Origin of the sequence: Shinella sp. HZN7 (assembly GCF_001652565.1) — a bacterium.
Classification (GTDB): Bacteria; Pseudomonadota; Alphaproteobacteria; order Rhizobiales; family Rhizobiaceae; genus Shinella; species Shinella granuli.
Map to the genome: position 1 here is coordinate 317618 of NZ_CP015738.1, position 19604 is coordinate 337221.

The following is a 19604-nucleotide window of genomic DNA, read 5'->3' on the forward strand; positions in this document are numbered from 1 at the left end:
GCATCGCGGGATTTACAGGTAGTCGCGCCGCACGTCTTCCAGCACGTCGTAGAGCTGCGCCTTGCGCGCGGCGAGGCGGGTATCGGCGCTGAGCTGCGGTTCGGCGCGGCTTGCCTGCCAGAGCGCCAGTGTCGAGGGCGCGGCGAGAACCTGCTTGGCGGCAAGGCGAAGGCCCGTGCCCGACGGCTTGCTGGCAGCGGGCGCCACGGCGACGTCTCCCGCCGCGCCGCGCTCCGGCCGCTCGGCGCTGTATCCCTCATAGTCGACGCCCCAGAAGCGGGCACCCTTGACGATGGCTTCCGCCCGGCTCGACAGCGGCACGCGGCGCGGCCGGTGTTCGACGCCGACCGTCGCGGCCCAGTCGCGCCATTTGAAGCTGTTGATGCTGTCCGACGTGCTGACCGCCGTCCAGGGCACGCGGAAGGCGTCGGCGAGGATCGCGCCGTGCATGGATTCCGCGACGATCCGCTCGGACTGCGCGATCGCCCGGATCACGGCCTTCGCCTCGCCGCGCGGATCGATATAGTTGAGGCCCGCCGTGGCGCAGACGGCCGGCCACAGGCCCGCCACCGCCGATTCCCAATGGGGCACGAAGCTGCAGCCATGGCACTTCGGCAGGTTCGAGAATTCCGGCATGTCGGCCACCAGCACGGCCGGGTCGACGATGCCCAGCGTCTCCGGCACGCCGACCTTTGCCGCCGTCAGCGGCCCGCGCACTGAGCGGATGTCCCAGAGGCTTTCATCCCGCATGTCCGGCAGCACGCCGTAGCCGAAGCCGCTGCCGATGACGAGCTTGCGCCCCGCCTCGGGCAGCAGCGCCTTGTTCAGCACCGTGCCGACGCCGACGAGCAGCACGTCGGGATGGACGCTGCGAAAGCCCGGCAGCAGGAAATCCCAGAGCCAGAGATTGAGGTCGTCGCCGAAATTGCCGTGCTGCGATTCCCAGTAATAGGGCTTCATGTCCACCTCCTTGGAAGAGCGGGGCGCAAGGGACCGGGCGTTCCCGCCCGGCGCGAAAGAGAATCAGCGGGACACCTTGCCGACGGCGAGCGCGAAGGCGCTGGCGATCAGCCGCGGATCGCGCAGTGCCCAGCGGGCGAGCATGTCGAACTGCGGCAGCTTGCGCCGCTTGACGCGCCGCGCCTGGCCCCAGAGCGCCTGGCGCCTGGCGGTCTGCTTGTAGGCGCGCAGCGAGGCGACCTCCGCCGGCCGCTCGGTGAAGCGCGTCTCCAGCCGGTCGAGCGCCAGCCAGGTGTTGAACTGCTGGCGCAGGAATTGCGGGGAATCGTTGTCGACGCCGTGGAAGATGTTGACCCCCTCCCCGCGCACGGCCCCCGCCTCCGCGCCGAGCACGACGCGTCTGGCCGCCAGCACGCAATCGCAGAAGAACAGCACGTCCTCGGCGGCAAGCCGCAGCGCCGCATCGAAGCGCACCCGCTCGATCAGCGGCCGGCCGATGACCATCGCGGAGAGGTGCAGGAAGCTCCAGTTCTTCAGCATGACCTGCGTCAGGCCGGGGATTTCGATGAGGAGCGGATCCTCCACGAGCCGCACGACGGTCTCGCTTTCCGCAAGACCGGCGACGCCGAAATGATAGTAGAAGGCATCGCCACCGGTGATGGAGGCGAAGTAGCAATCGGCGTTGAAGCGGGTCATCGCCGCATGGGCGCGGGAAAGATGCCCGGGGGCGAAGGTGTCGTCCGAATCAAGGAAGGCGACGAGCTCGGTTTCTCGCGCGACATGGTCGAGCCCGGTGTTGCGCGCGCCGCCCGGCCCGGCATTTTCCTGCCGCAGGATGCGCACGCGCGCCTGGTCTTCCGGCGAAAGGGCGATGATGTCGCCATCGGCCGGATACGGCGATTCGTCGTCGACGACGATGACATCGAAGTCGTTGAAATTCTGGGCAAAAACAGACCTGAGCGCACGCTCCAGGATGCCCGGCTCCTTCTGGTAGAAGGGGATGATAACTGTCAGCTTCGCCATCTTTTCGTCCCTGTGGTTTCTCTAGAAAGAGTTTCGCATGGTCTCCTCCCACGGGGGCGCGGCCGTTTCCGGCGCAGGCATTTCGTCGTCGCCAGGGCTCCTTTTTCGAGCAGGTATCCGCCATGTCCCAGCAGGTGAACGCGAAGTCGGTGACGCGAAACGTCGGCTGGAGCGTCCTATCCAAGACAAGCACATTCGGGCTTAAATTTGTCACGGTGCCCATTCTCGCCCGGCTGCTTTCGCCCGAGGAGTTCGGCGCGGTGGCCGTCGCGCTCGCCCTCGTGCAGTTTCTGGCGATGATCGGCGGGGCGGGCCTCGCCTCGGCCCTCATCCTCGAACCGCGGGAGGACGAGGAGACGATCCACTCGGTGTTCTGGGCCAATCTGGCGCTCGCCTTCCTGATGGCGGCGGGGCTGTTTTTCTGGGCCGAGCCGCTGGCCGGCTGGCTTGGCGCGGCCGATGCCGCCCCGCTCCTGCGCCTGATGAGCCTGCTCGTCCCGCTGCAGCTTGCCGGCGACGTCGCCTATGCCCTCGTCGCCCGGCGCATGCAGTTCAGCAAGGATGCGCTGTGGAGCATGGTGTCCGAATCGCTGGCGGCGATCGCCGCGGTCGCGCTGGCGCTCGTCGGCTTCGGCGTCGTCGCGCTGGTCGTCCAGCTCTTCGTGGCGGGCGTCGTGCGGCTGGCCGGCCTGTTCTTCGTCTCGCGCTACCTGCCGCGCCTTAGCTTCCGCCTTGGGGAGGTGACGCGGCTCGCGCGCTTCAGCCTCGGGCTGATGGGCTCGGAGATCGCCAATTTCGTCACCTTCCAGTCGCCGATGGTCGTCATCTCGCGCTTCCTGGGACTGGCGGAGGCCGGGGCCTATTCTGCGGCGAACCGCTTTTCCAGCATTCCCAACCAGGTGGTGCTGTCCGCCGTCATGGGCGTGCTCTTTCCCGCCTTCAGCGCGATGATGCACGACCGCGAACGCCGTTCGCAGGCGCTGATGCTCAGCACGCAGGTGACGACCCTGCTGCTCGCGCCGATGATGTTCGGCCTGTGGGCGCTCGCCGAACCCGCCATGCTCCTGCTGTTCGGCCCGCAATGGGCGGCCGCCTGGCCGGTGCTCGGCCTGCTCGCGCTGTCGAAGGGCATCCTGACGCCGTGCAGCACCTTCATCCCCTACCTGAAGGGCGCCGGCCATGGCGGCGCGCTCTTCCGCTGGGCGGTCGGCCGCGCCGTCGTCACCACCGCCGCCGTCGCCTATGGCGCCTATGAGGGCACGCTGGTCGCGGCGATGACGGCGCTCTGCATCGTCAACGCGCTCGTGCTGGTCGGTTATTCCAGGCTGGTGTTCAGCGACGACGGCACGCCGTTCCTCTCCGGCTTCGTGCGCGCGGTGCGCCCGATGCTGACAGCCGTGCTGATGGCGCTCGCCGTGCGCTACGCCCTCGACCACGTCCTCGCCCCGCGACTGCCGGCCGCCCTGCAGCTTGCCGCCGGCATCGCGCTCGGCGGCGTCCTCTACGGCGTGCTGGTCCTCCTGACGGAGCGCCCGCTGCTGCGCAAGCTCCTCGATCTCGCGCGCCGGCCCAAGGCATCGCCCGCTTTGCCCTGAGCCTGCCGCATTTCGGCCCCGCCTTGCCGCAATCGGCCCCCAGCCGGGCCGATCGCGGCCAGTCATCGAAAAAAACTTTACAGGCTCCTGCACCCCATAATTGCAGGCAGATCAGTATATTCGAATAGACTGCAAAGAATTGATGCCGCGGCGCTTGGTCTTGCCGGACGGCGGGCGGAATTCCCCTACCGCGAGCGGCGCCGCACCTGTCATTATGCTGCAATGCAACCTTCCCATCACGCGAATTTGTTGCGCCGCCATATTTTTTTCCGTCCCGTCACCCAGACTCCGCTTCGTAGGCTCGAGTCTGCTCTTGTTTGAACGGCCGCTTGGGGGAGCGGCACACCAGAGGGGTGACGGACACCGTGGATATCGACGCGACCGTTTCACAGCGAATCAACCTGATGCGCATCGTGCTGATCAGCGGCATCATCCTCGTGCATGTGCCCTATGATCCGGCGACCAGTCCCTATGCCGGGCAGTTCGGCGGCTTCGACTGGCTGCGCGTCTTCCTCGGCGACAGCCTGTTTCGGATCGGCGTTCCCTGCCTCAGCGCGATTTCCGGCTACCTGCTCTTCCAGCGCGGGTTTGCGGGGTTCGATTATCGCCGGACGCTCCGCACCAAGGCCTCGACGATCCTCGTGCCGTTTCTCCTGTGGAACACCGCCTTCCTCCTCCTCGTGCTGGCGGCCCAGTCGCGCGGCATCGGCTTCGGCTACCTGCCGGACGTTCTGAACGCCACGCCGCGCGACTGGATGAACCTTGCCTTCGCCATCGAGACCTGGCCGGTCAACATCCCGCTCTATTTCCTGCGCGATCTGCTGCTCTGCCTTCTCCTCTCGCCGCTCATCGCCATCGCCGTGCTGAGCTATCCGCGCACCGTACTGACGCTGATGCTCGCCTATGCGGTGCTGCCGCTGCCGAACGGCATCTTCCTGAAGAAATCCATCCTGTTCGGCTTCAGCTTCGGCGTCTGCGCCGCGCTGCACCGTTTCGACATCCGCCGCCTCGACCGCTTCGCCGTGCCGCTCGTCCTCGCCGTGCTCGCCATGGCGGTGGCGCTGTCGCTCGCCCTCTTTGCCTTCGGCCCGGAATTCCCCGCCTGGCTGGACATGCTGCGCAGCCTGACGGCGATCGTCGGCATCTTCGGCGCCTGGGCGCTTTCCGCGCTTCTGGTGCGCACGGCGCCGGGCGCGGCGCTGGCGAAGCTCGGCGGCCTCAGCTTCTGGATCTTCTGCGCGCACTATCCGCTGCTCGTCCTGTTCTGGATGGTCTGGAACCGCATCGGCAGCGCGGACGCCTACCCGCTCTTCTATGTCGCAAGCCCTCTGCTCGCGCTCGCCATCCTCGTCGTGAGCCATGCCGCCGCGCGGCGCTTCACGCCGTCGCTGCACGCCATCCTCACCGGCCGCCGGCTGGGCGGCCCGCGGGCGCCCACGGGCCAGCGCCAGCATCCGCCGATGGAGCCGAGCGGTTCTATCGCCCAACGGAGGTAACCGGAATGACCGCTTCCTTGAAAAACGCCCTTCGGGCCGGCGCCCTTCTTGCGGCGCTCGCCGCAGCCGGCCCCCTTGCCGCCCAGGAGGGCGCAAGCGGCACCTCCTTCGTCGAGGAGTTCGATACGCTCGATACGGGCTTCTGGTACGTCTCGGACGGCTGGAACAACGGCGCGCACCAGAACTGCACCTGGTCGAAGGGCCAGGTCGCGGTCAGGGACGGCAAGCTGCTGCTTTCCTTCGATGCCGCGCCGGCCGGCGAGCGCGACTATGCCTGCGGCGAGGTGCAGACGCGCAAACGCTACGGCTACGGCACCTATGAGGTGCGCATGAAGACGGCGACCGGCTCCGGCCTCAACTCGGCCTTCTTCACCTATATCGGCCCGGCCGACAAGAAACAGCACGACGAGATCGATTTCGAGGTGCTCGGCAAGGACACGTCGCGCGTCCAGCTCAACCAGTATGTCGCCGGCAAGGGCGGCAACGAGAAGCTGGTGCCGCTTCCCGGCCCGGCGGATGCCGGCTTCAACGACTATGCCTTCGTCTGGCAGAAGGACCGGCTTCGCTACTATGTGAACGGCGCCCTCGTGCACGAGGTGACCGATCCGGCGGCGCTGCCAGTGAACGCCCAGAAGGTGTTCCTCTCGCTGTGGGGCAGCGATACGCTGACCGGCTGGATGGGCCGCTTCGCCTTTGCCGGCCCGACGCGGCTGGAGGTGGAGCGCGTCGCCTTCACCGCCGAGGGCGATGGCTGCCGCTTCGCCGGCTCCGTCGCCTGCCTGCTGAACTGACCGGGACGCGGCCGATGCTCCGGGTGCTCTATCTCGTTCACGATCTTTCCGATCCCGCCGTGCGCCGCCGCGTGCTGATGCTGCGCGCGGGCGGGGCGGAGGTGACGCTCGCCGGCTTCCGGCGCGGCGAGAACCGGCTCGCGGCGGTGGAGGGCGTCGCTCCCGTGGAGCTCGGCGCGACACGGGACGCCCGCTTCGCCCAGCGCCTTGCGGCCGTCGCCCGCGCCGGCGCCACGCTTCGCCAGCGGCTGGCCGGCATGGCGCGGCCGGATGTCATCCTCGCGCGCAATCTCGAAATGCTGGCGCTGGCCGGCCGGGCGCAGGCGATCTTCGGCGGCGCTGTGCCGGTCGCCTATGAATGCCTCGACATCCACCGGCTATTGACCGGCAAGGGCGTGGCGAGCCGCGGCCTGCGCGCGGCCGAGCGCCATTTCGCCCGCAAGGCCGGCCTCCTCGTCACCAGCTCGCCGGCCTTCGTGGAGCACTATTTCAGGCCGCTTTCCGGCGTCAAGGCGCCGGTCCATCTCGTGGAAAACCGCGTGCTGGCGCTGGACGGCCCGACCGACGACCTGCCCCTGCGGGCAAAAAGGTCGGCGGGCGAGCCTTGGCGCATCGGCTGGTTCGGCGCGATCCGCTGCCGCAAGTCGCTCGATCTCCTCGCCGCCTTCACGCGGCGCATGGAGGGCCGCTTCGAGGTGATCCTGCGCGGCCGGCCGGCCCGCTCGGAATTCGACGATTTCGACGGCCTCGTGGCGCGCGAACCCTTCATCCGCTTCGAAGGCCCCTACCGCAATCCGGAGGATCTCGCCGCCATCTACCGCGACGTCGATCTCGCCTGGGCGATCGACTTCTTCGAGGAGGGGCTGAACTCCGCGTGGCTGCTGCCCAACCGGCTCTACGAGGGATGCCGCCACGGCGCGCTGCCCATCGTTCTGGGCGGAACGGAGACGGCGCGGCTTGCCGGCCAGCGCGGCATCGGCATTGCGCTGCGGGATGCCCGCCTTGAAACGCTGGTGACGCGTTTTTCCGCCTTCGACGACGACAGCTACCGGGCGCTCCACGCCGCGCTCGCCAGGCTCGGGTCGAAACCCTGGATCCATGACCGGGCCGATTGCGCCGCATTCGTCCAGCGCCTCGCCGCGCTCCGCGCGCCGGCGGCGGAGCCCGCGCCCGTTCCTTCCCTTCTCGCAAGCAAGGTGGATTGCCATGACCATTGACCCCGTGACATCCGTGCGGTGCCTGATCGTGATCCCGTGCCTCAACGAGGCGCGCTACCTGGAGCCGCTAGTGCGGCAACTGGAGCCGGCGCTGGCCGGGCTCAACGCCACGCTCGTCATCGCCGACGGCGGCAGCACGGACGGCACGCGCGCCATCGCCGCCGAGCTTGCGGCAAGCGTGCCGAACCTGCACCTCCTCGACAATCCCAAGCGCATCCAGAGCGCCGCCGTGAACCTTGCCGTCGAGACCTTCGGCATGGACCACGACTATCTCATCCGCATCGACGCGCACGGCACCTATCCCGCGGACTATTGCCGCGTGCTCGTCGAGGAAGCGCTGTCGACCGGGGCCGATTCCGTCGTCGTCGCCATGCAGACCGTCGGCTTCGGCACCTTCCAGAAGGCCACCGCCGTCGCGCAGAATTCCGTGCTCGGCAACGGCGGAGCAAAACATCGCGCCGGGGCGCAGAGCCACTGGACCGACCACGGCCACCACGCGCTGATGCGCATCTCCGCCTTCCGCACGGTCGGCGGCTACGACGAGACCTTCACCGCCAACGAGGACGCGGAATACGACTATCGCCTGCAGGCGGCCGGCTACCGGATCTGGATGACCGCGCGCACCGCGATGATCTACTATCCGCGCGCCAGCGCCGGGCCGCTGTTCAAGCAGTATTTCCGCTATGGCCGCGGGCGGGCGCGCAACTTCCTCAAGCACCGCGCGCGCCCGAGCCTGCGCCAGCTTCTGCCGCTGATGGTGGCGCCGGTGGCGGTCGGGGCGTTCCTGGCGGCCATCACCTGGATCGCCGCCGTGCCCTTCGTGCTGTGGGCGGCGGCCTGCCTCGGCTATGGCGCCTGGATGGCGCTCGGCCAGCGCAACCCCTACGGCCCGCTCGCCGCCGTCTCGGCCATGATCATGCATTTCGCCTGGTCCGCCGGCTTCTGGCGCGAGCTTCTCGACATCCGCCAGCGAAGGGTCACGGCATGACGGCCCCCGCTCCGCTCCGCATCGACATCGCTGTCTGCACCTTCCGGCGGATAGCGGCGCTGGGCGAGACGCTGGCCTCGCTCGCCGCGCTGACGGTGCCGCCGGGCGTTACCCTGCGCGTCATCGTCGCCGACAACGACGTGGAGCCAAGCGCCCGTCCTTGCGCCGAGGCCGCGCGCAAAAACCTGCCGATGGCGCTTGCCTATGTGCATTGCCCGGCCGGCAACATCTCGCTCGCCCGCAATGCCTGCCTGGAGGCGGCCGATGCCGACTTCCTCGCCTTCGTCGATGACGACGAGACGGTGGAGCCGCAATGGCTCGAAAACCTGCTCGCCACGGCGACGACGGGCGCCGCCGACGTGGTCCTCGGCCCGGTCAGGGCGCAGTACGGGCCGGATGCCCCCGGCTGGATGCGGCGCGGCGATTTCCATTCCACCCGCCCCGTCTGGGTGAGCGGCGAGATCCGCACCGGCTATACCTGCAACGTGCTGCTGCGCCTTGCCGCGTCGGCCGTCGCCGGCCGCCGGTTCGACCATGCGCTCGGCCGCAGCGGCGGCGAGGACACCGCCTTCTTCGGCGAGGTGCACGCCGCCGGCGGGCGCATCGCCTTTGCCGGCGAGGCCTGGGTCAACGAGCCGGTTCCGCCCGCGCGCGCCCGGTTTTCCTGGCTGGCGCAGCGTCGCCTGCGCATGGGCCAGACCCATGGCCGGCTTCTTGCCGGGCGCGGCACGGGCCGGACCGGCGCGGCGGGGCTCGCCGCCGCGAAGGCCGGCTTCTGCCTTGCGGCGGCAACGGCCTTCGTCCTCCTGCCGGTGCAGCGCAACCGCTTCCTCCTGCGCGGCCTGCTGCATGCCGGCGTGATCGGCGGCCTTTTCGGCGCCCGCGCCATCGAACCCTACGGACAGCCGGAGGCCGCGACGCGATGACCCGCACGCTACCGCCCGATGCCGGCCCCGATGTCTCCGTCGTGATCGCCGCCTACAACGCGGCCGATACGATCGGCGACGCCATTCGCAGCGCCGCCGCGCAGGAGGGCGTGACCGTGGAGATCATCGTCGTCGACGATTGTTCGGCGGACGCGACACGCGCGACCGTCGCCGCGCTCGGCACGCCCGGGCTGACACTCCTGCCGCTCGATCGCAACCGCGGACCGGGCGGGGCGCGCAATGCGGGTTTTGCCGCCGCGCGCGGCCGCTGGATCGCGGTGCTCGACGCCGACGACACGATGCAGCCGGATCGCCTTTGCCGCATGATCGCCACGGCCGAGGCGAAGGGCGCCGCCGTCGTCGTCGACAATCTCGACGTGCTGCATGCCGACGGCCGCAGCGAGCGGATGTTCGACGCGGCGCAACTCGCCGCCATGCCGGCCCTGACGCTGCCCGTCTTCATCGACGCCAACCGGATTTTCCGCGCCACGCACACTTTCGGCTACATGAAGCCGGTCTTCCGCCGGTCCTTCCTTGAAGAGAAGGACCTTGCCTTCGACGAGGCGCTACGCATCGGCGAGGACTATCTCCTGCTCGCCTCGGTGCTCGCCGCGGGCGGGACCTCTGCCATCGTGCCCGAGGCGGGTTATGTCTACCACATCCGCGAGGGGTCGATCTCGCGCGTGCTGCACCTTCACCATGTCGATGCGATGCTGGCCGGCGACCGGCGCTTTCTCGCCCGCTTCCCGCTTCAGGGCGCGGCCGCCGCGGCCCAGCGCCGGCGCACGCGCAACCTCGAAGAGACGCGCTCCTTCCTCGCGCTCGTCCAGCATCTGAAGAACCGTTCGCTCGGGCCCGCCCTCAAGGTGGCGCTCGGCGATCCCGTCGCGCTCCGGCATCTTTCGATGCCGATCGCCGCCCGGTGGCGCCGCCTGACGGCGCGCGCGGCCCTCTCCCCAACGACAGCGGAAGACCTGCCGCTCAAGAACAAAGGATAATGCCATGGAGCGAACCAAGACCGTCCGCAAGGCCGTCATCCCGGTTGCCGGCAACGGCACCCGCTTCCTGCCGGCCACCAAGGCCATGCCGAAGGAAATGCTGACCATCGTCGATCGCCCGGTCGTGCAATATGCCCTCGACGAGGCGCGCGAGGCCGGCATCGAGCATGTCGTCTTCGTCACCAGCCGCAACAAGCAGGTCATCGAGGACCATTTCGACGACACGCCGGAGCTGATCTCCTCGCTGGAGCGCTCCGGCAAGGAGGCCGCGGTCAGCGAACTCGGCCGGCTGCTGCCGGCGGCGGGCGCGGTGAGCTTCACCCGCCAGCAGGCCCCGCTCGGCCTTGGCCACGCGGTCTGGTGCGCGCGCGATCTCATCGGCGACGAGCCCTTCGCGCTGCTCCTGCCGGACATGGTATCCTTCGGTCCGCGCGGCTGCCTGTCCGGGCTGATGGACCTCTATGGCGAGGTCGGCGGCAATGTGGTGGGCGTCGAGCAATGCGCGCCCGAGGAGGCCTCGCAATACGGCATCGTCGGCAAGGGCGTGGCCGTGCGGCACGGCTTTACCGTCACCCACATGGTGGAAAAGCCGGCACCGGGCGAAGCGCCCTCCAACTTCTTCCTCAACGGGCGCTACATCCTCCAGCCGGAGGTGTTCGGCCATCTCGCCCGCCAGCAGCGCGGCGCCGGCAACGAGATCCAGTTGACCGACAGCATGCTGAAGCTCTCCGCGACGCAGCCCTTCCATGCCCATGTCTACGAGGGGCGAACCTATGACTGCGGCTCGAAGCAGGGCTTTATCGAGGCGAATGTCGCCTTCGCGCTGGCCCGCCCGGACCTCGGCGGTGCGCTCTTCGAGCCGCTCCGCGATCTCGTGATGGCCCATGGCGGCGGCGCACGCGCCGCCTGACACAAGCGGATCCCGGACCACCGGCCCGGGATCCGCATAGGCAGCGACCAATGAGCCGAAAGGCAGAACGGAGCCCCATGCATCACCGCACCGTGCCGTACGGCAGCCTTTTCCGCAGGGAGCCGGATGCGTCCGACAGCTTCATCGATCTAAACCGTCTGGTGACGATCCTCATGCGGCGGGCGCGATTGATCGCGCTCTCCGTCGTCGTGGCGCTGGCGCTCGGCGTCCTCTATCTCGTCTTCGCCACGCCGCTCTATACGGCCATGACCCAGATCCTGCTCGACGAGGACCTGTCGCGTTATGCCGAGGAGGCCGAGACCACGCCGCAGACCAGCCAGCAGGCGGACACGCGCCTTGCCAGCGCCATCGAGATCCTGAAATCGGGCCGGCTGGCGCTGCGCGTGGTCGATGCCCTTGAACTCTCCGAAAACGAGACGATCCTCAACCCGCCGCAATCGCCCGTCTCCCTCGCCAAGGGCTGGGTCAAGTCGCTTGCCTCCCTCGGATCCGACGGTCCCGCCCCCTCGGCGGAGGCGGAAGCGGAGGGCCGGCGGCAGAAGGCGGCGGCGATGCTGCAGCAGGCCCTCGGCGTCGAGCGCGTCGCGCGCAGCTCCGTCGTCGCGGTCTCCTTCCGCTCGCCCGACCCGCAGCTTTCGGCGACCATCGCCAAGGCCTATGCCGCGGCCTTCTTCGCCGAGCAGCTCGATGCCAATGTCCATGCCAGCGAGCAGGCCAGCATCTGGCTGCAGGAGCGGCTTGCCGATATCCAGCAGCGCTCGCAGGCCGCAGCGCTTGCGGTCGAGCGCTACCGCAATGAGAACGGCCTGACCGCCGCGCGCGGCGAGCTCATGTCGGAACAGCAGCTTGCCGATCTCAACAGCCAGCTCATCGTGGCGCAGGCCGACGCGGCAAGCGCTTCCGCCCGCTACAACCAGTTCCGCGCGATTGTCGAGCAGGGGCCGGAGAAGGCGGTCGCCAATGCGACCATCCCGGCGCGGCAGGGCGACAATGCCATCATGCAGGAGCTGCGCGGCCGCTACAACGCTGTCGTCAAGCGCGAGGAGGAGATCACCCGCGCCTTCAGCGCCGACCATCCCCAGGCGACGGCGCTCAGGACCGAGAAGGAAGACCTTGCCCGGCAGATCTACCAGGAGCTCCAGCAACTGACGGCGAGCTACCGCAACGACTACGACGTCGCCCGCTCGCGGGAGGTCTCGTTGCGCGAGAACATCGAGAAGGTCGCCGGCAGCAATGCCGAGGCGAACCGCTCCTCGGTGCAGCTTCGCACGCTGGAACAGCAGGCGGCGGCGCTGAAGACGCTGTCGGACGCCTATCTCGCCCGCTACGAGCAGGCCACGCAGCAGCAGTCCTTCCCCATCGCAAAGGCACGGGTGATTTCCGATGCCGGCGTGCCGACGGCGGCCTCCAGCCCGAGCAGGACGCTGACGATAGGTCTGTCGCTGGTGCTCGGCCTGATGGGCGGCGGCGCGCTGACCGTCCTGCAGGAAATGCGCGAGCGCGCCTTCCGCGTCGGCAACGACATCCGCGCCGTGCTGGGGTTGCGCCCGCTCGGTTACCTGCCGCTTGTCGGCGCCCGCAAGGAGCGCGCGCAGCCCGCCCGGCCCGAGGACGGCGGCACGGAGGAAGGCGACGTCATTCCCTTCGAGCGCATGACGCGTATCGTGCTCGACGCGCCGGGCTCGGCCTTCGCCGAGACGCTGCGCCATGCCCGGCTCGCCAGCGACATGATGCTGCACGGCCGCGAGAGCCGCGTGATCGGCATCGTCTCCGCCCTGCCGCAGGAGGGCAAGTCCACCGTCGCGATCAACTTTGCCGCGCTGCTCGCCGCCAGCGGCAAGCGCACGCTGCTGATCGACGCGGACCTGCGCCGGCCGAGCCTCACCGCCATGCTGAAACCCGCCCCGCAGGCCGGCCTCGTGGAGGTGCTGCTCGGGCAGGCCGCCTGGAACCAGGCGATCAAGGTCGACCGCCGCAGCAAGCTTGCCGTGCTGCCGGCCGGCGGCCGGGCGGGCGCGGGCGAGATCCATCATCCCAACGAGCTGATGGCGTCGGCCGCCATGAAACGCCTCTTCGACGAGCTGCGCCAGACCTTCGACTACATCGTCGTCGATCTTGCGCCGCTCGCCCCGGTCGTCGACGTGAAGACCTTCGAGCCGCTGGCGGACGGCTTCCTCTTCGTGGTGGAATGGGGCAAGACCCCCTCGCCGCTGGTGCGCGACCTGCTTTCGGCCGAAAGCCGCATCGAGGCGAAGATCGTCGGCGTCGTGCTCAACAAGACGGACATGGCGGCGCTCCCCCGCTACAGCGATTTCGGCGCGGCGGAGAAATATCGCAGCCTCTACGACCAGTACTGCACCGATTCGGTCCCGACGGTACGAGTCAGGGGGAACGACGTGCGCGCGCAAGCAGGGCAATCGCGGGGGGCATGACACTCTTCCCGCAAGGGGGCAGGATTATCGCATATGGACGGTGGAGATTGCCGCCCCACCCCCTGTCTGTTTGAGATGTGGCATTGTGTTTGAGCGGAGGGGAACCCGTCCCCCCATGGGTCCCATCCCGTCTGAGAGCAAGGGTCCCCTTCGCTTGGTCGTCAACCTGAACAGTTGCTTGGGCCTGCCACGAGCCCGCACGACATGGACAGGAGCTTTACCATGCCACAGATCATCGTCGGCTGCGATCTTTCCCGCGCCTTCATCGACGTCTGCATCAATGCCGGGCGCAGGACGTCGAGGATCGAGAACACCAAGTCCGGCATCACGCAATGGATCGTAACGCTTGAGACCTCCGCTCTTGTCGTCTTCGAGGCCACCAGCGGATGCGATGCTGTCCTCATGCAAGTCCTTGCGGAGCACGGCGTCACCTATGCCCGCGTCAACCCACGGCAGGCACGCGAGTTCGCCCGCGCGCTCGGCGTGCTTGCCAAGACCGACAAGGTCGATGCCAGGGTGCTGGCCCAGATGGGGCAGCGCCTTCCCCTGACCATCACCAAGCCGCAGGAGCCACAAAGGAAACGGCTCGCCGATTTCCTCAGGCGACGCAAGCAGTTGGTCGAAGCCCGAAAGGCCGAGAAGCTGCGCCGGCATAGCGCCGGGCAACCGGAATTGCTTCACGACATCGACAGCATGATCGCCATCTTCGACCGCAGGATCGAGAAACTGGACAAGCAGATCGCGGCCATCATCGGCGAAAGCCGTGACCTTGCGGCGCAGGCCCATCTCCTGTCTGCTGTGCCCGGTATCGGCCCCACCGTGCTGGCAACCCTGCTTGGAGAATTGCCCGAACTCGGCACTCTCGATCGAAGACGTATCGCCTCTCTTGCAGGACTCGCGCCGCATGCGCGTGAAAGCGGAACATGGAAGGGCACAAGGCGCATCTGGGGTGGGCGGAGAAAGGTTCGCGAGGCTCTGTACATTGCAGCCCTAACCGCAACCCGGCGCGTCCCTACCCTCATTGCCATGCGGGATCGAATGCGTGCCGCCGGCAAGGCCCCCAAAACCATCCTCATCGCTGCTGGACGACAACTCCTCGTCATCCTCAACGCCATGATCCGGAGCAACCGGCCGATCAGGCTATAAGTTCAAACACAGTTGCCCTCTGCCCTGCCGGGCATCTCCCCCTCAAGGGGGGAGATCGGCAAGAGGCGAAAGCCTCGCTTAATCAGCAGCGCTGGAAACGGGCGAAACGGCTCTCCATCCAATCTCCCCCTTGAGGGGGAGATGCCCGGCAGGGCAGAGGGGGGGTGGGGCGGCAATCTCCACCGTCCATATGCAATTGCCTGCCCTCACGCCAATCACGCCTCCGTCGCCGAGCACTCATAAAGCGAAGCCCCCGTCTGGGCATCCACGCCGGACAGGCTGACATTGTAGCCCCACAGCCGGCGGACATGGGCGAGGGTCGCGTCGCGGTCGCTCTCGTTCAGGAGGATGCCGTGCTTGACGCTGTGGCGCAGCCGAAGCTGCCGGTCGCCGAGGAGATCGACGTCGACCACCTGGATATCCGGCCGATTGACGCCGGGATCGTAGTTGCGGGCGAGCGCGGCGCGCACCGCGGAATAGCCCCGCTCGTCATGGATGGAGGCGACCTCGCAGAACCGTTCGTCGGCACGGTCGGTGAGGTGGAACAGGCGGAAGCGGCGCATCAGCGTCGGGCTCAGATATTGCAGGATGAAGGATTCGTCGCGGTGGTTCTCCCAGGCGTCGAGCAGCGTTCCCCGCCAGTCGCCATTGCCGGCGATGGTGGGAAACCAGTCCCGGTCCTCGCTCGTCGGCCGGGTGCAGATGCGCTCGATGTCCTGCATCATCGCGAAGCCGAGCGCGTAGGGATTGAGGCCCGAAAAGCGCGGATCGTCGAAATCCGGCTGGAAGACCACGTTGGCGTGGCTCGCCAGAAGCTCCAGCATGGCGCCCTCGCTCATCCGGCCCTGGTCGAACAGCCGGTTGATGATGAAATAGTGCACGAAGGTGGCGCAGCCCTCGTTCATCACCTTGGTCTGACCCTGCGGATAGAAATACTGGGCGATGACGCGCACGATGCGCAGGATCTCGCGCTGCCAGGGCTCCAGGATCAGGCTGTGCTTCTCCAGGAAGTAGAGCAGGTTCTCTTCCGGCAGGTTCAGCGCCTGCTTGCGCTCCAGCGCCTCCTGCTCGGCCGCCTCGATGCCGGCATTGCCGCCCGCCGTCGGCAGGGTACGCCACAGGTCGCTATAGGTCTGCTCCTCGTATTCCAGCCGCTCGCGCGCCCGCTCCGTCACCTTTTCCGAGGACAGCCGCGGCGGGCGGCGATAGTGGAAGACGCCCTGGTCCATGAGGGCATGGGCCGCGTCGAGGATCTCCTCCACCGCCGCCGGGCCATGCCGCTCCTCGCATTTGGCGACGTATTTCTTGGCGAAATCCATGTAGCCGAGGATGGCGCTGGCATCCGTCCACTGGCGGAACAGGTAGTTGTTCTTGAAGAAATGGTTGTGGCCGAAGGCGGCGTGGGCGGTAACGAGCGCCTGCATCGGCATGGTGTTCTCTTCCATGAGATAGGTGATGCAGGGATTGGAATTGATGACGAGCTCATAGGCGAGGCCGCGATAGCCCTTGCGGTAGAGATGGCTTTCGAAGACGAAGCGCTTGCCGAAGGACCAGTGCTGGTACATCAGCGGCATGCCGACGGAGGAATAGGCATCCAGCATCTGCTCGGAGGAGATGACCTCGATCTGGTTGGGGTAGACGTCGAGCCCCATCTCGCCGATCGCGATGGCCTCGATCGCGTCATAGGCCCGCGACAGGGTCGCGAAATTCCATTCGGAGCCTTCGAACAGCAGGGAGGAGGCCGGTCGTTTCGCCATCCGCTTGCCCCCTCAGCCGCGCACGGAGCGGGGTTGGTGCCGGGCGAAGAGCTTGCGGAAGACGGGGTAGATGTCGGCGGGCCGGGAAATGCGCGTCATCTGGAAGTTCGGCACCGCCCCGTCGACCGTGCGATAGGCGCGCCAGAGCGAGGTGCCGTTGTCGGTGGTGCCGAAGATCTCGCTTTCGCGCTCGTCGATGATCTCCACATAGGCATAGTACTGGCAGAGTTTCATCAGCTCGTCGCGCAGCAGCGAGGCGCAGCGCTCGGAATCGCCATTGGCATTGTCGCCGTCCGAGGCCTGTGCGGCGTAGATGTTCCAGAGATTGGAGGGATAGCGGTCCATGATGATGCGCTGCATCTCCTCCAGCGCGGTCGAGACGATCGTTCCGCCGCTCTGCTTGCTGAAGAAGAAGGTCTCCTCATCCACCTCGTGCGCCTCGTCCGTGTGGCGGATGAAGACGATGTCGATGCGCTCGTAGCGGCGCTTGAGGAAGAGGTGCAGGAGCACGAAGAAACGTTTTGCCAGGTCCTTCTCGCGTTCGCCCATCGAGGCGGAAACGTCCATCAGGCAGAACATCACCGCGCTCGCATTGGGCAGCGGCTGGCGCTCGAAGCGGTTGAACCGCACGTCGACGGGATCGACATAGGCGATGCGCCGGCGCCGGCGTTCCAGCACCTCCAGCTCCTGGCGCAACTGCGTGAGCCGGTTGCGCTGCGACAGCGACAGCCGCTCCTCTCCTTCCAGCGCGGCGATCTCGTCGGCAAGCACCCGGCATTCCCGCTCGCTCGGGCGGCGCAGCGCCATGCGGCGCCCGAAGCTGTTGCGCATGGTGCGCCCGACATTGATGTTGGTGGGGGTGCCGGATGTCGTCAGCCCGGCACGATGCGGCTTGTAGGTGACGGTCTCCCGCAGATTGAGCTTCACGAGGTCGGGAAGCTCCAGGTCCTCGAAGAAGAGGTCCAGCACCTCCTCCCGCGACAGGATGAAGAGGAAGTCGTCGGCGGCCTCGCCGCGTCCGGGGCCGCGTCCGTTGCCCCCGCCGCCGGCGCCCGTCTCGGGCTTGCGGATCCGGTCGCCGGGCGAGAAGGTCTGGTTGCCGGGCAGCACATGGTGCCGCTCGCCGCTGGCGCCGGAATGGCGGAAGCTCGGCTCGTCCGCGCCGCGACGCGGGATCGGCACGCCATGGGCGGCGTCCACGTCGGCGATCTTGTCGGATTTCACCTGGTCGCGGATCGTGCGCTTCAGCTCGTCATGCACGCGCTTGAGGAAACGCTGGCGGTTGCCGAGGCTCCGGTCCTTGGGATTGAGCCGGCGATCGATGAAATTCGGCATGCGCCAGTCCCCCGCTTCGGCATGGTCAGCCGGCCTTGTTGACGCGCATGTACCAGTCGACGAGCCGGCGGACCTGGCGGCCCGTATAACCGCGCGCCGTCATGCGCTGGACGAATTCGGCGTGCTGCTTCTCGGTCGTGCTGTCCTTCTTCGAGCCGAAGCTGATGACGGGCAGAAGATCCTCGACCTGGCCGAACATGCGCTTCTCGATGACTTCCCGCAGCTTCTCGTAGCTCGTCCAGGCGGGGTTGCGCCCGTTGTTGCGGGCGCGGGCGCGCAGGGTGAACTTCACCACCTCGTTGCGGAAGTCCTTGGGATTGGCGATGCCGGCGGGCTTTTCGATCTGCGACAGCTCGCTGTCGAGGATCTCGCGGTTGAGGATCTGGCCCGTGTCGGGGTCCTTGAAGTCCTGGTCTTCGAGCCAGGCATCGGCATAGGCGATGTAGCGGTCGAAGAGGTTCTGGCCGTATTCGCTGTAGGATTCCAGATAGGCCTTCTGGATCTCGTGGCCGATGAACTCGGCATAGCGGGCGGCAAGCTCGGAGCGGATGAAGTCGATATAGTTCGCCTCGACCTCCTTCGGAAACTGCTCGCGCCGGATCGCCTGTTCCAGGATGTACATGAGGTGGACCGGATCGGCCGCGACCTCCTTGGTGTCGTAGTTGAAGGTCTCCGACAGCACCTTGAAGGCGAAGCGCGTGCTGACGCCCGTCATGCCCTCGTCGATGCCGGCGGCATCGCGGTATTCCTGCAGGGACTTCGCCTTGGGGTCGGTGTCCTTCAGGTTCTCGCCGTCATAGACCCGCATCTTCGTGTAGGTCGGCGAGTTCTCGTGCGGGGAAAGGCGGGTGGCGACGGTGAAGCGGCTGAGGTTCTCCAGCACTTCCGGCGCGCAGGGGCTGTCGGCCAGCTCGCTCTCGCGCAGCAGTTTTTCGTAGATCTGCCGTTCCTCGGTGACGCGCAGGCAATAGGGCACCTTGACGACGAGGATGCGGTCGAGGAAGGCCTCGTTGTTCTTGTTGTGCTTGAACTGGAGCCATTCGGATTCGTTGGAATGGGCGAGCACGATGCCCTGGTAGGGGAAGGCGCCGAAATTCTCCGTGCCGTTGTAGCTGCCTTCCTGGGTGGCGGTCAAAAGCGGATGCAGCACCTTGATCGGCGCCTTGAACATCTCGACGAATTCGAGCAACCCTTGCGTCGTGCGGTTGAGGCCGCCGCTGTAGGAATAGGCGTCGGGATCGGCCTGGCTGAAATTTTCGAGCTGCCGGATGTCCACCTTGCCGACGAGGGCGGACACGTCCTGGTTGGTCTCGTCGCCCGGCTCCGTCTTGGCGATGGCGATCTGGCGCAGGCGCGAGGGCATCAGCTTGACGACGCTGAACCTGGAGATATCGCCGCCAATCTCGTCCAGCCGCTTGGTCGCCCAGGGCGAGATGAGGCCGGTGAGCCGGCGCTGGGCGATGCCGTACTTGTCCTCCAGCAGCTCGCCCATGCGGTCGCGGGAAAAGAGGCCGAGCGGCGATTCGAAGACCGGGCTGATCTTGCCGTCGATGGCGAGCGTATAGATCGGCTGTTCTTCCATCAGCTTCTTGAGGCGTTCGGCGAGCGAGGACTTGCCGCCCCCGACGGGGCCGAGCAGGTAGAGGATCTGCTTGCGCTCCTCCAGTCCCTGGGCGGCGTAGCGGAAGTAGCCGACGATGCGTTCGATCGTGTCTTCCATGCCGAAGAAATCGGCGAAGGCGGGATAGATCTTGATGGTGCGGTTGGCGAAGACGCGGCCGAGACGCTCGTCCGCGCTGGTGTCGATCAGCGTCGGCGCGCCGATCGCCGCCACCATGCGCTCGGGCGCGGTGGCATACATGCTCTTGTCGTCGCGGCAGGCCAACAGGTATTCCTGAAGGCTCAGCTCTTCTTGCGCAGTGCTCGCGTAAGCCTTTGAAAATAGATCGAAAACGTCGCTGCCGGCGGTTCCCATGGAACTCTCCTGCTGTCGTCAGCCGGGAGTGTCG

General features: G+C 67.3%; 15 protein-coding genes. 10 read left to right on the forward strand and 5 right to left on the reverse strand.

Features of this window, described 5'->3' with window-relative positions; translation table 11 throughout:
- Positions 1–12: 12 nt before the first annotated feature.
- Positions 13–960 carry a polysaccharide pyruvyl transferase family protein gene (locus shn_RS26660; RefSeq protein ID WP_064333549.1) on the reverse strand — a complete coding sequence of 316 codons (948 nt, stop codon included), beginning with the start codon at positions 958–960 and terminating at the stop codon, positions 13–15.
- 63 nt (positions 961–1023) lie between these two features.
- Positions 1024–1983 (reverse strand): glycosyltransferase, encoded by a 960-nt coding sequence (locus shn_RS26665; RefSeq protein ID WP_064333550.1) that lies wholly within the window; start codon positions 1981–1983, stop codon positions 1024–1026.
- Between the two features lie 122 nt (positions 1984–2105).
- On the opposite strand from shn_RS26665, the gene shn_RS26670 reads away from it, so the two are divergent.
- The 10 genes from shn_RS26670 (at position 2106) to shn_RS26715 (ending at position 14503) form a co-directional block, all read left to right on the forward strand.
- Entirely contained in the window at positions 2106–3578 is a 1473-nt protein-coding gene (locus shn_RS26670) for a lipopolysaccharide biosynthesis protein (RefSeq protein ID WP_064333551.1), read from the forward strand.
- Positions 3579–3931: 353 nt separating this feature from the next.
- The gene (locus shn_RS26675) at positions 3932–5074 is read left to right on the forward strand and encodes an acyltransferase (protein WP_064333552.1); all 1143 of its coding nucleotides are present in this window, start codon (positions 3932–3934) and stop codon (positions 5072–5074) included.
- 5 nt (positions 5075–5079) lie between these two features.
- A complete protein-coding gene (locus shn_RS26680; protein WP_064333553.1) occupies positions 5080–5865 on the forward strand; it encodes a glycoside hydrolase family 16 protein in 786 nt (261 codons plus the stop codon).
- A 14-nt stretch (positions 5866–5879) separates the two neighbouring features.
- Positions 5880–7082, forward strand: a complete 1203-nt coding sequence (locus shn_RS26685; RefSeq protein ID WP_064333554.1) for a hypothetical protein — start codon at positions 5880–5882, stop codon at positions 7080–7082.
- A complete protein-coding gene (locus shn_RS26690) occupies positions 7072–8070 on the forward strand; it encodes a glycosyltransferase family 2 protein (RefSeq protein ID WP_064333555.1) in 999 nt (332 codons plus the stop codon). Before shn_RS26685 ends, shn_RS26690 begins: the two co-directional genes overlap by 11 nt.
- Complete coding sequence (locus tag shn_RS26695; RefSeq protein WP_064333556.1) at positions 8067–8996, forward strand: glycosyltransferase family 2 protein; 930 nt, start codon at positions 8067–8069, stop codon at positions 8994–8996. Before shn_RS26690 ends, shn_RS26695 begins: the two co-directional genes overlap by 4 nt.
- Positions 8993–9994 (forward strand): glycosyltransferase family 2 protein, encoded by a 1002-nt coding sequence (locus tag shn_RS26700; RefSeq protein ID WP_064333557.1) that lies wholly within the window; start codon positions 8993–8995, stop codon positions 9992–9994. The genes shn_RS26695 and shn_RS26700 overlap by 4 nt, the downstream gene beginning before the upstream one ends.
- A gap of 4 nt (positions 9995–9998) precedes the next feature.
- Positions 9999–10904, forward strand: a complete 906-nt coding sequence (locus shn_RS26705; protein ID WP_064333558.1) for a UTP--glucose-1-phosphate uridylyltransferase — start codon at positions 9999–10001, stop codon at positions 10902–10904.
- Between the two features lie 50 nt (positions 10905–10954).
- Positions 10955–13357, forward strand: a complete 2403-nt coding sequence (locus tag shn_RS26710) for a polysaccharide biosynthesis tyrosine autokinase (RefSeq protein WP_084438528.1) — start codon at positions 10955–10957, stop codon at positions 13355–13357.
- A gap of 222 nt (positions 13358–13579) precedes the next feature.
- Complete coding sequence (locus shn_RS26715; RefSeq protein WP_168168934.1) at positions 13580–14503, forward strand: IS110 family transposase; 924 nt, start codon at positions 13580–13582, stop codon at positions 14501–14503.
- A gap of 215 nt (positions 14504–14718) precedes the next feature.
- On the opposite strand, the gene shn_RS26720 is transcribed toward shn_RS26715, so the two are convergent.
- The 3 genes from shn_RS26720 to shn_RS26730 are packed head-to-tail and all read right to left on the reverse strand — an operon-like array spanning position 14719 to position 19570.
- Positions 14719–16260, reverse strand: a complete 1542-nt coding sequence (locus shn_RS26720; protein ID WP_064333560.1) for a SpoVR family protein — start codon at positions 16258–16260, stop codon at positions 14719–14721.
- A gap of 12 nt (positions 16261–16272) precedes the next feature.
- Positions 16273–17595 (reverse strand): YeaH/YhbH family protein, encoded by a 1323-nt coding sequence (locus shn_RS26725; protein WP_064333561.1) that lies wholly within the window; start codon positions 17593–17595, stop codon positions 16273–16275.
- A 25-nt stretch (positions 17596–17620) separates the two neighbouring features.
- Positions 17621–19570: a PrkA family serine protein kinase gene (locus shn_RS26730; protein WP_064333562.1), complete on the reverse strand. Its 1950-nt coding sequence runs from the start codon at positions 19568–19570 to the stop codon at positions 17621–17623.
- Positions 19571–19604 lie beyond the last annotated feature (34 nt).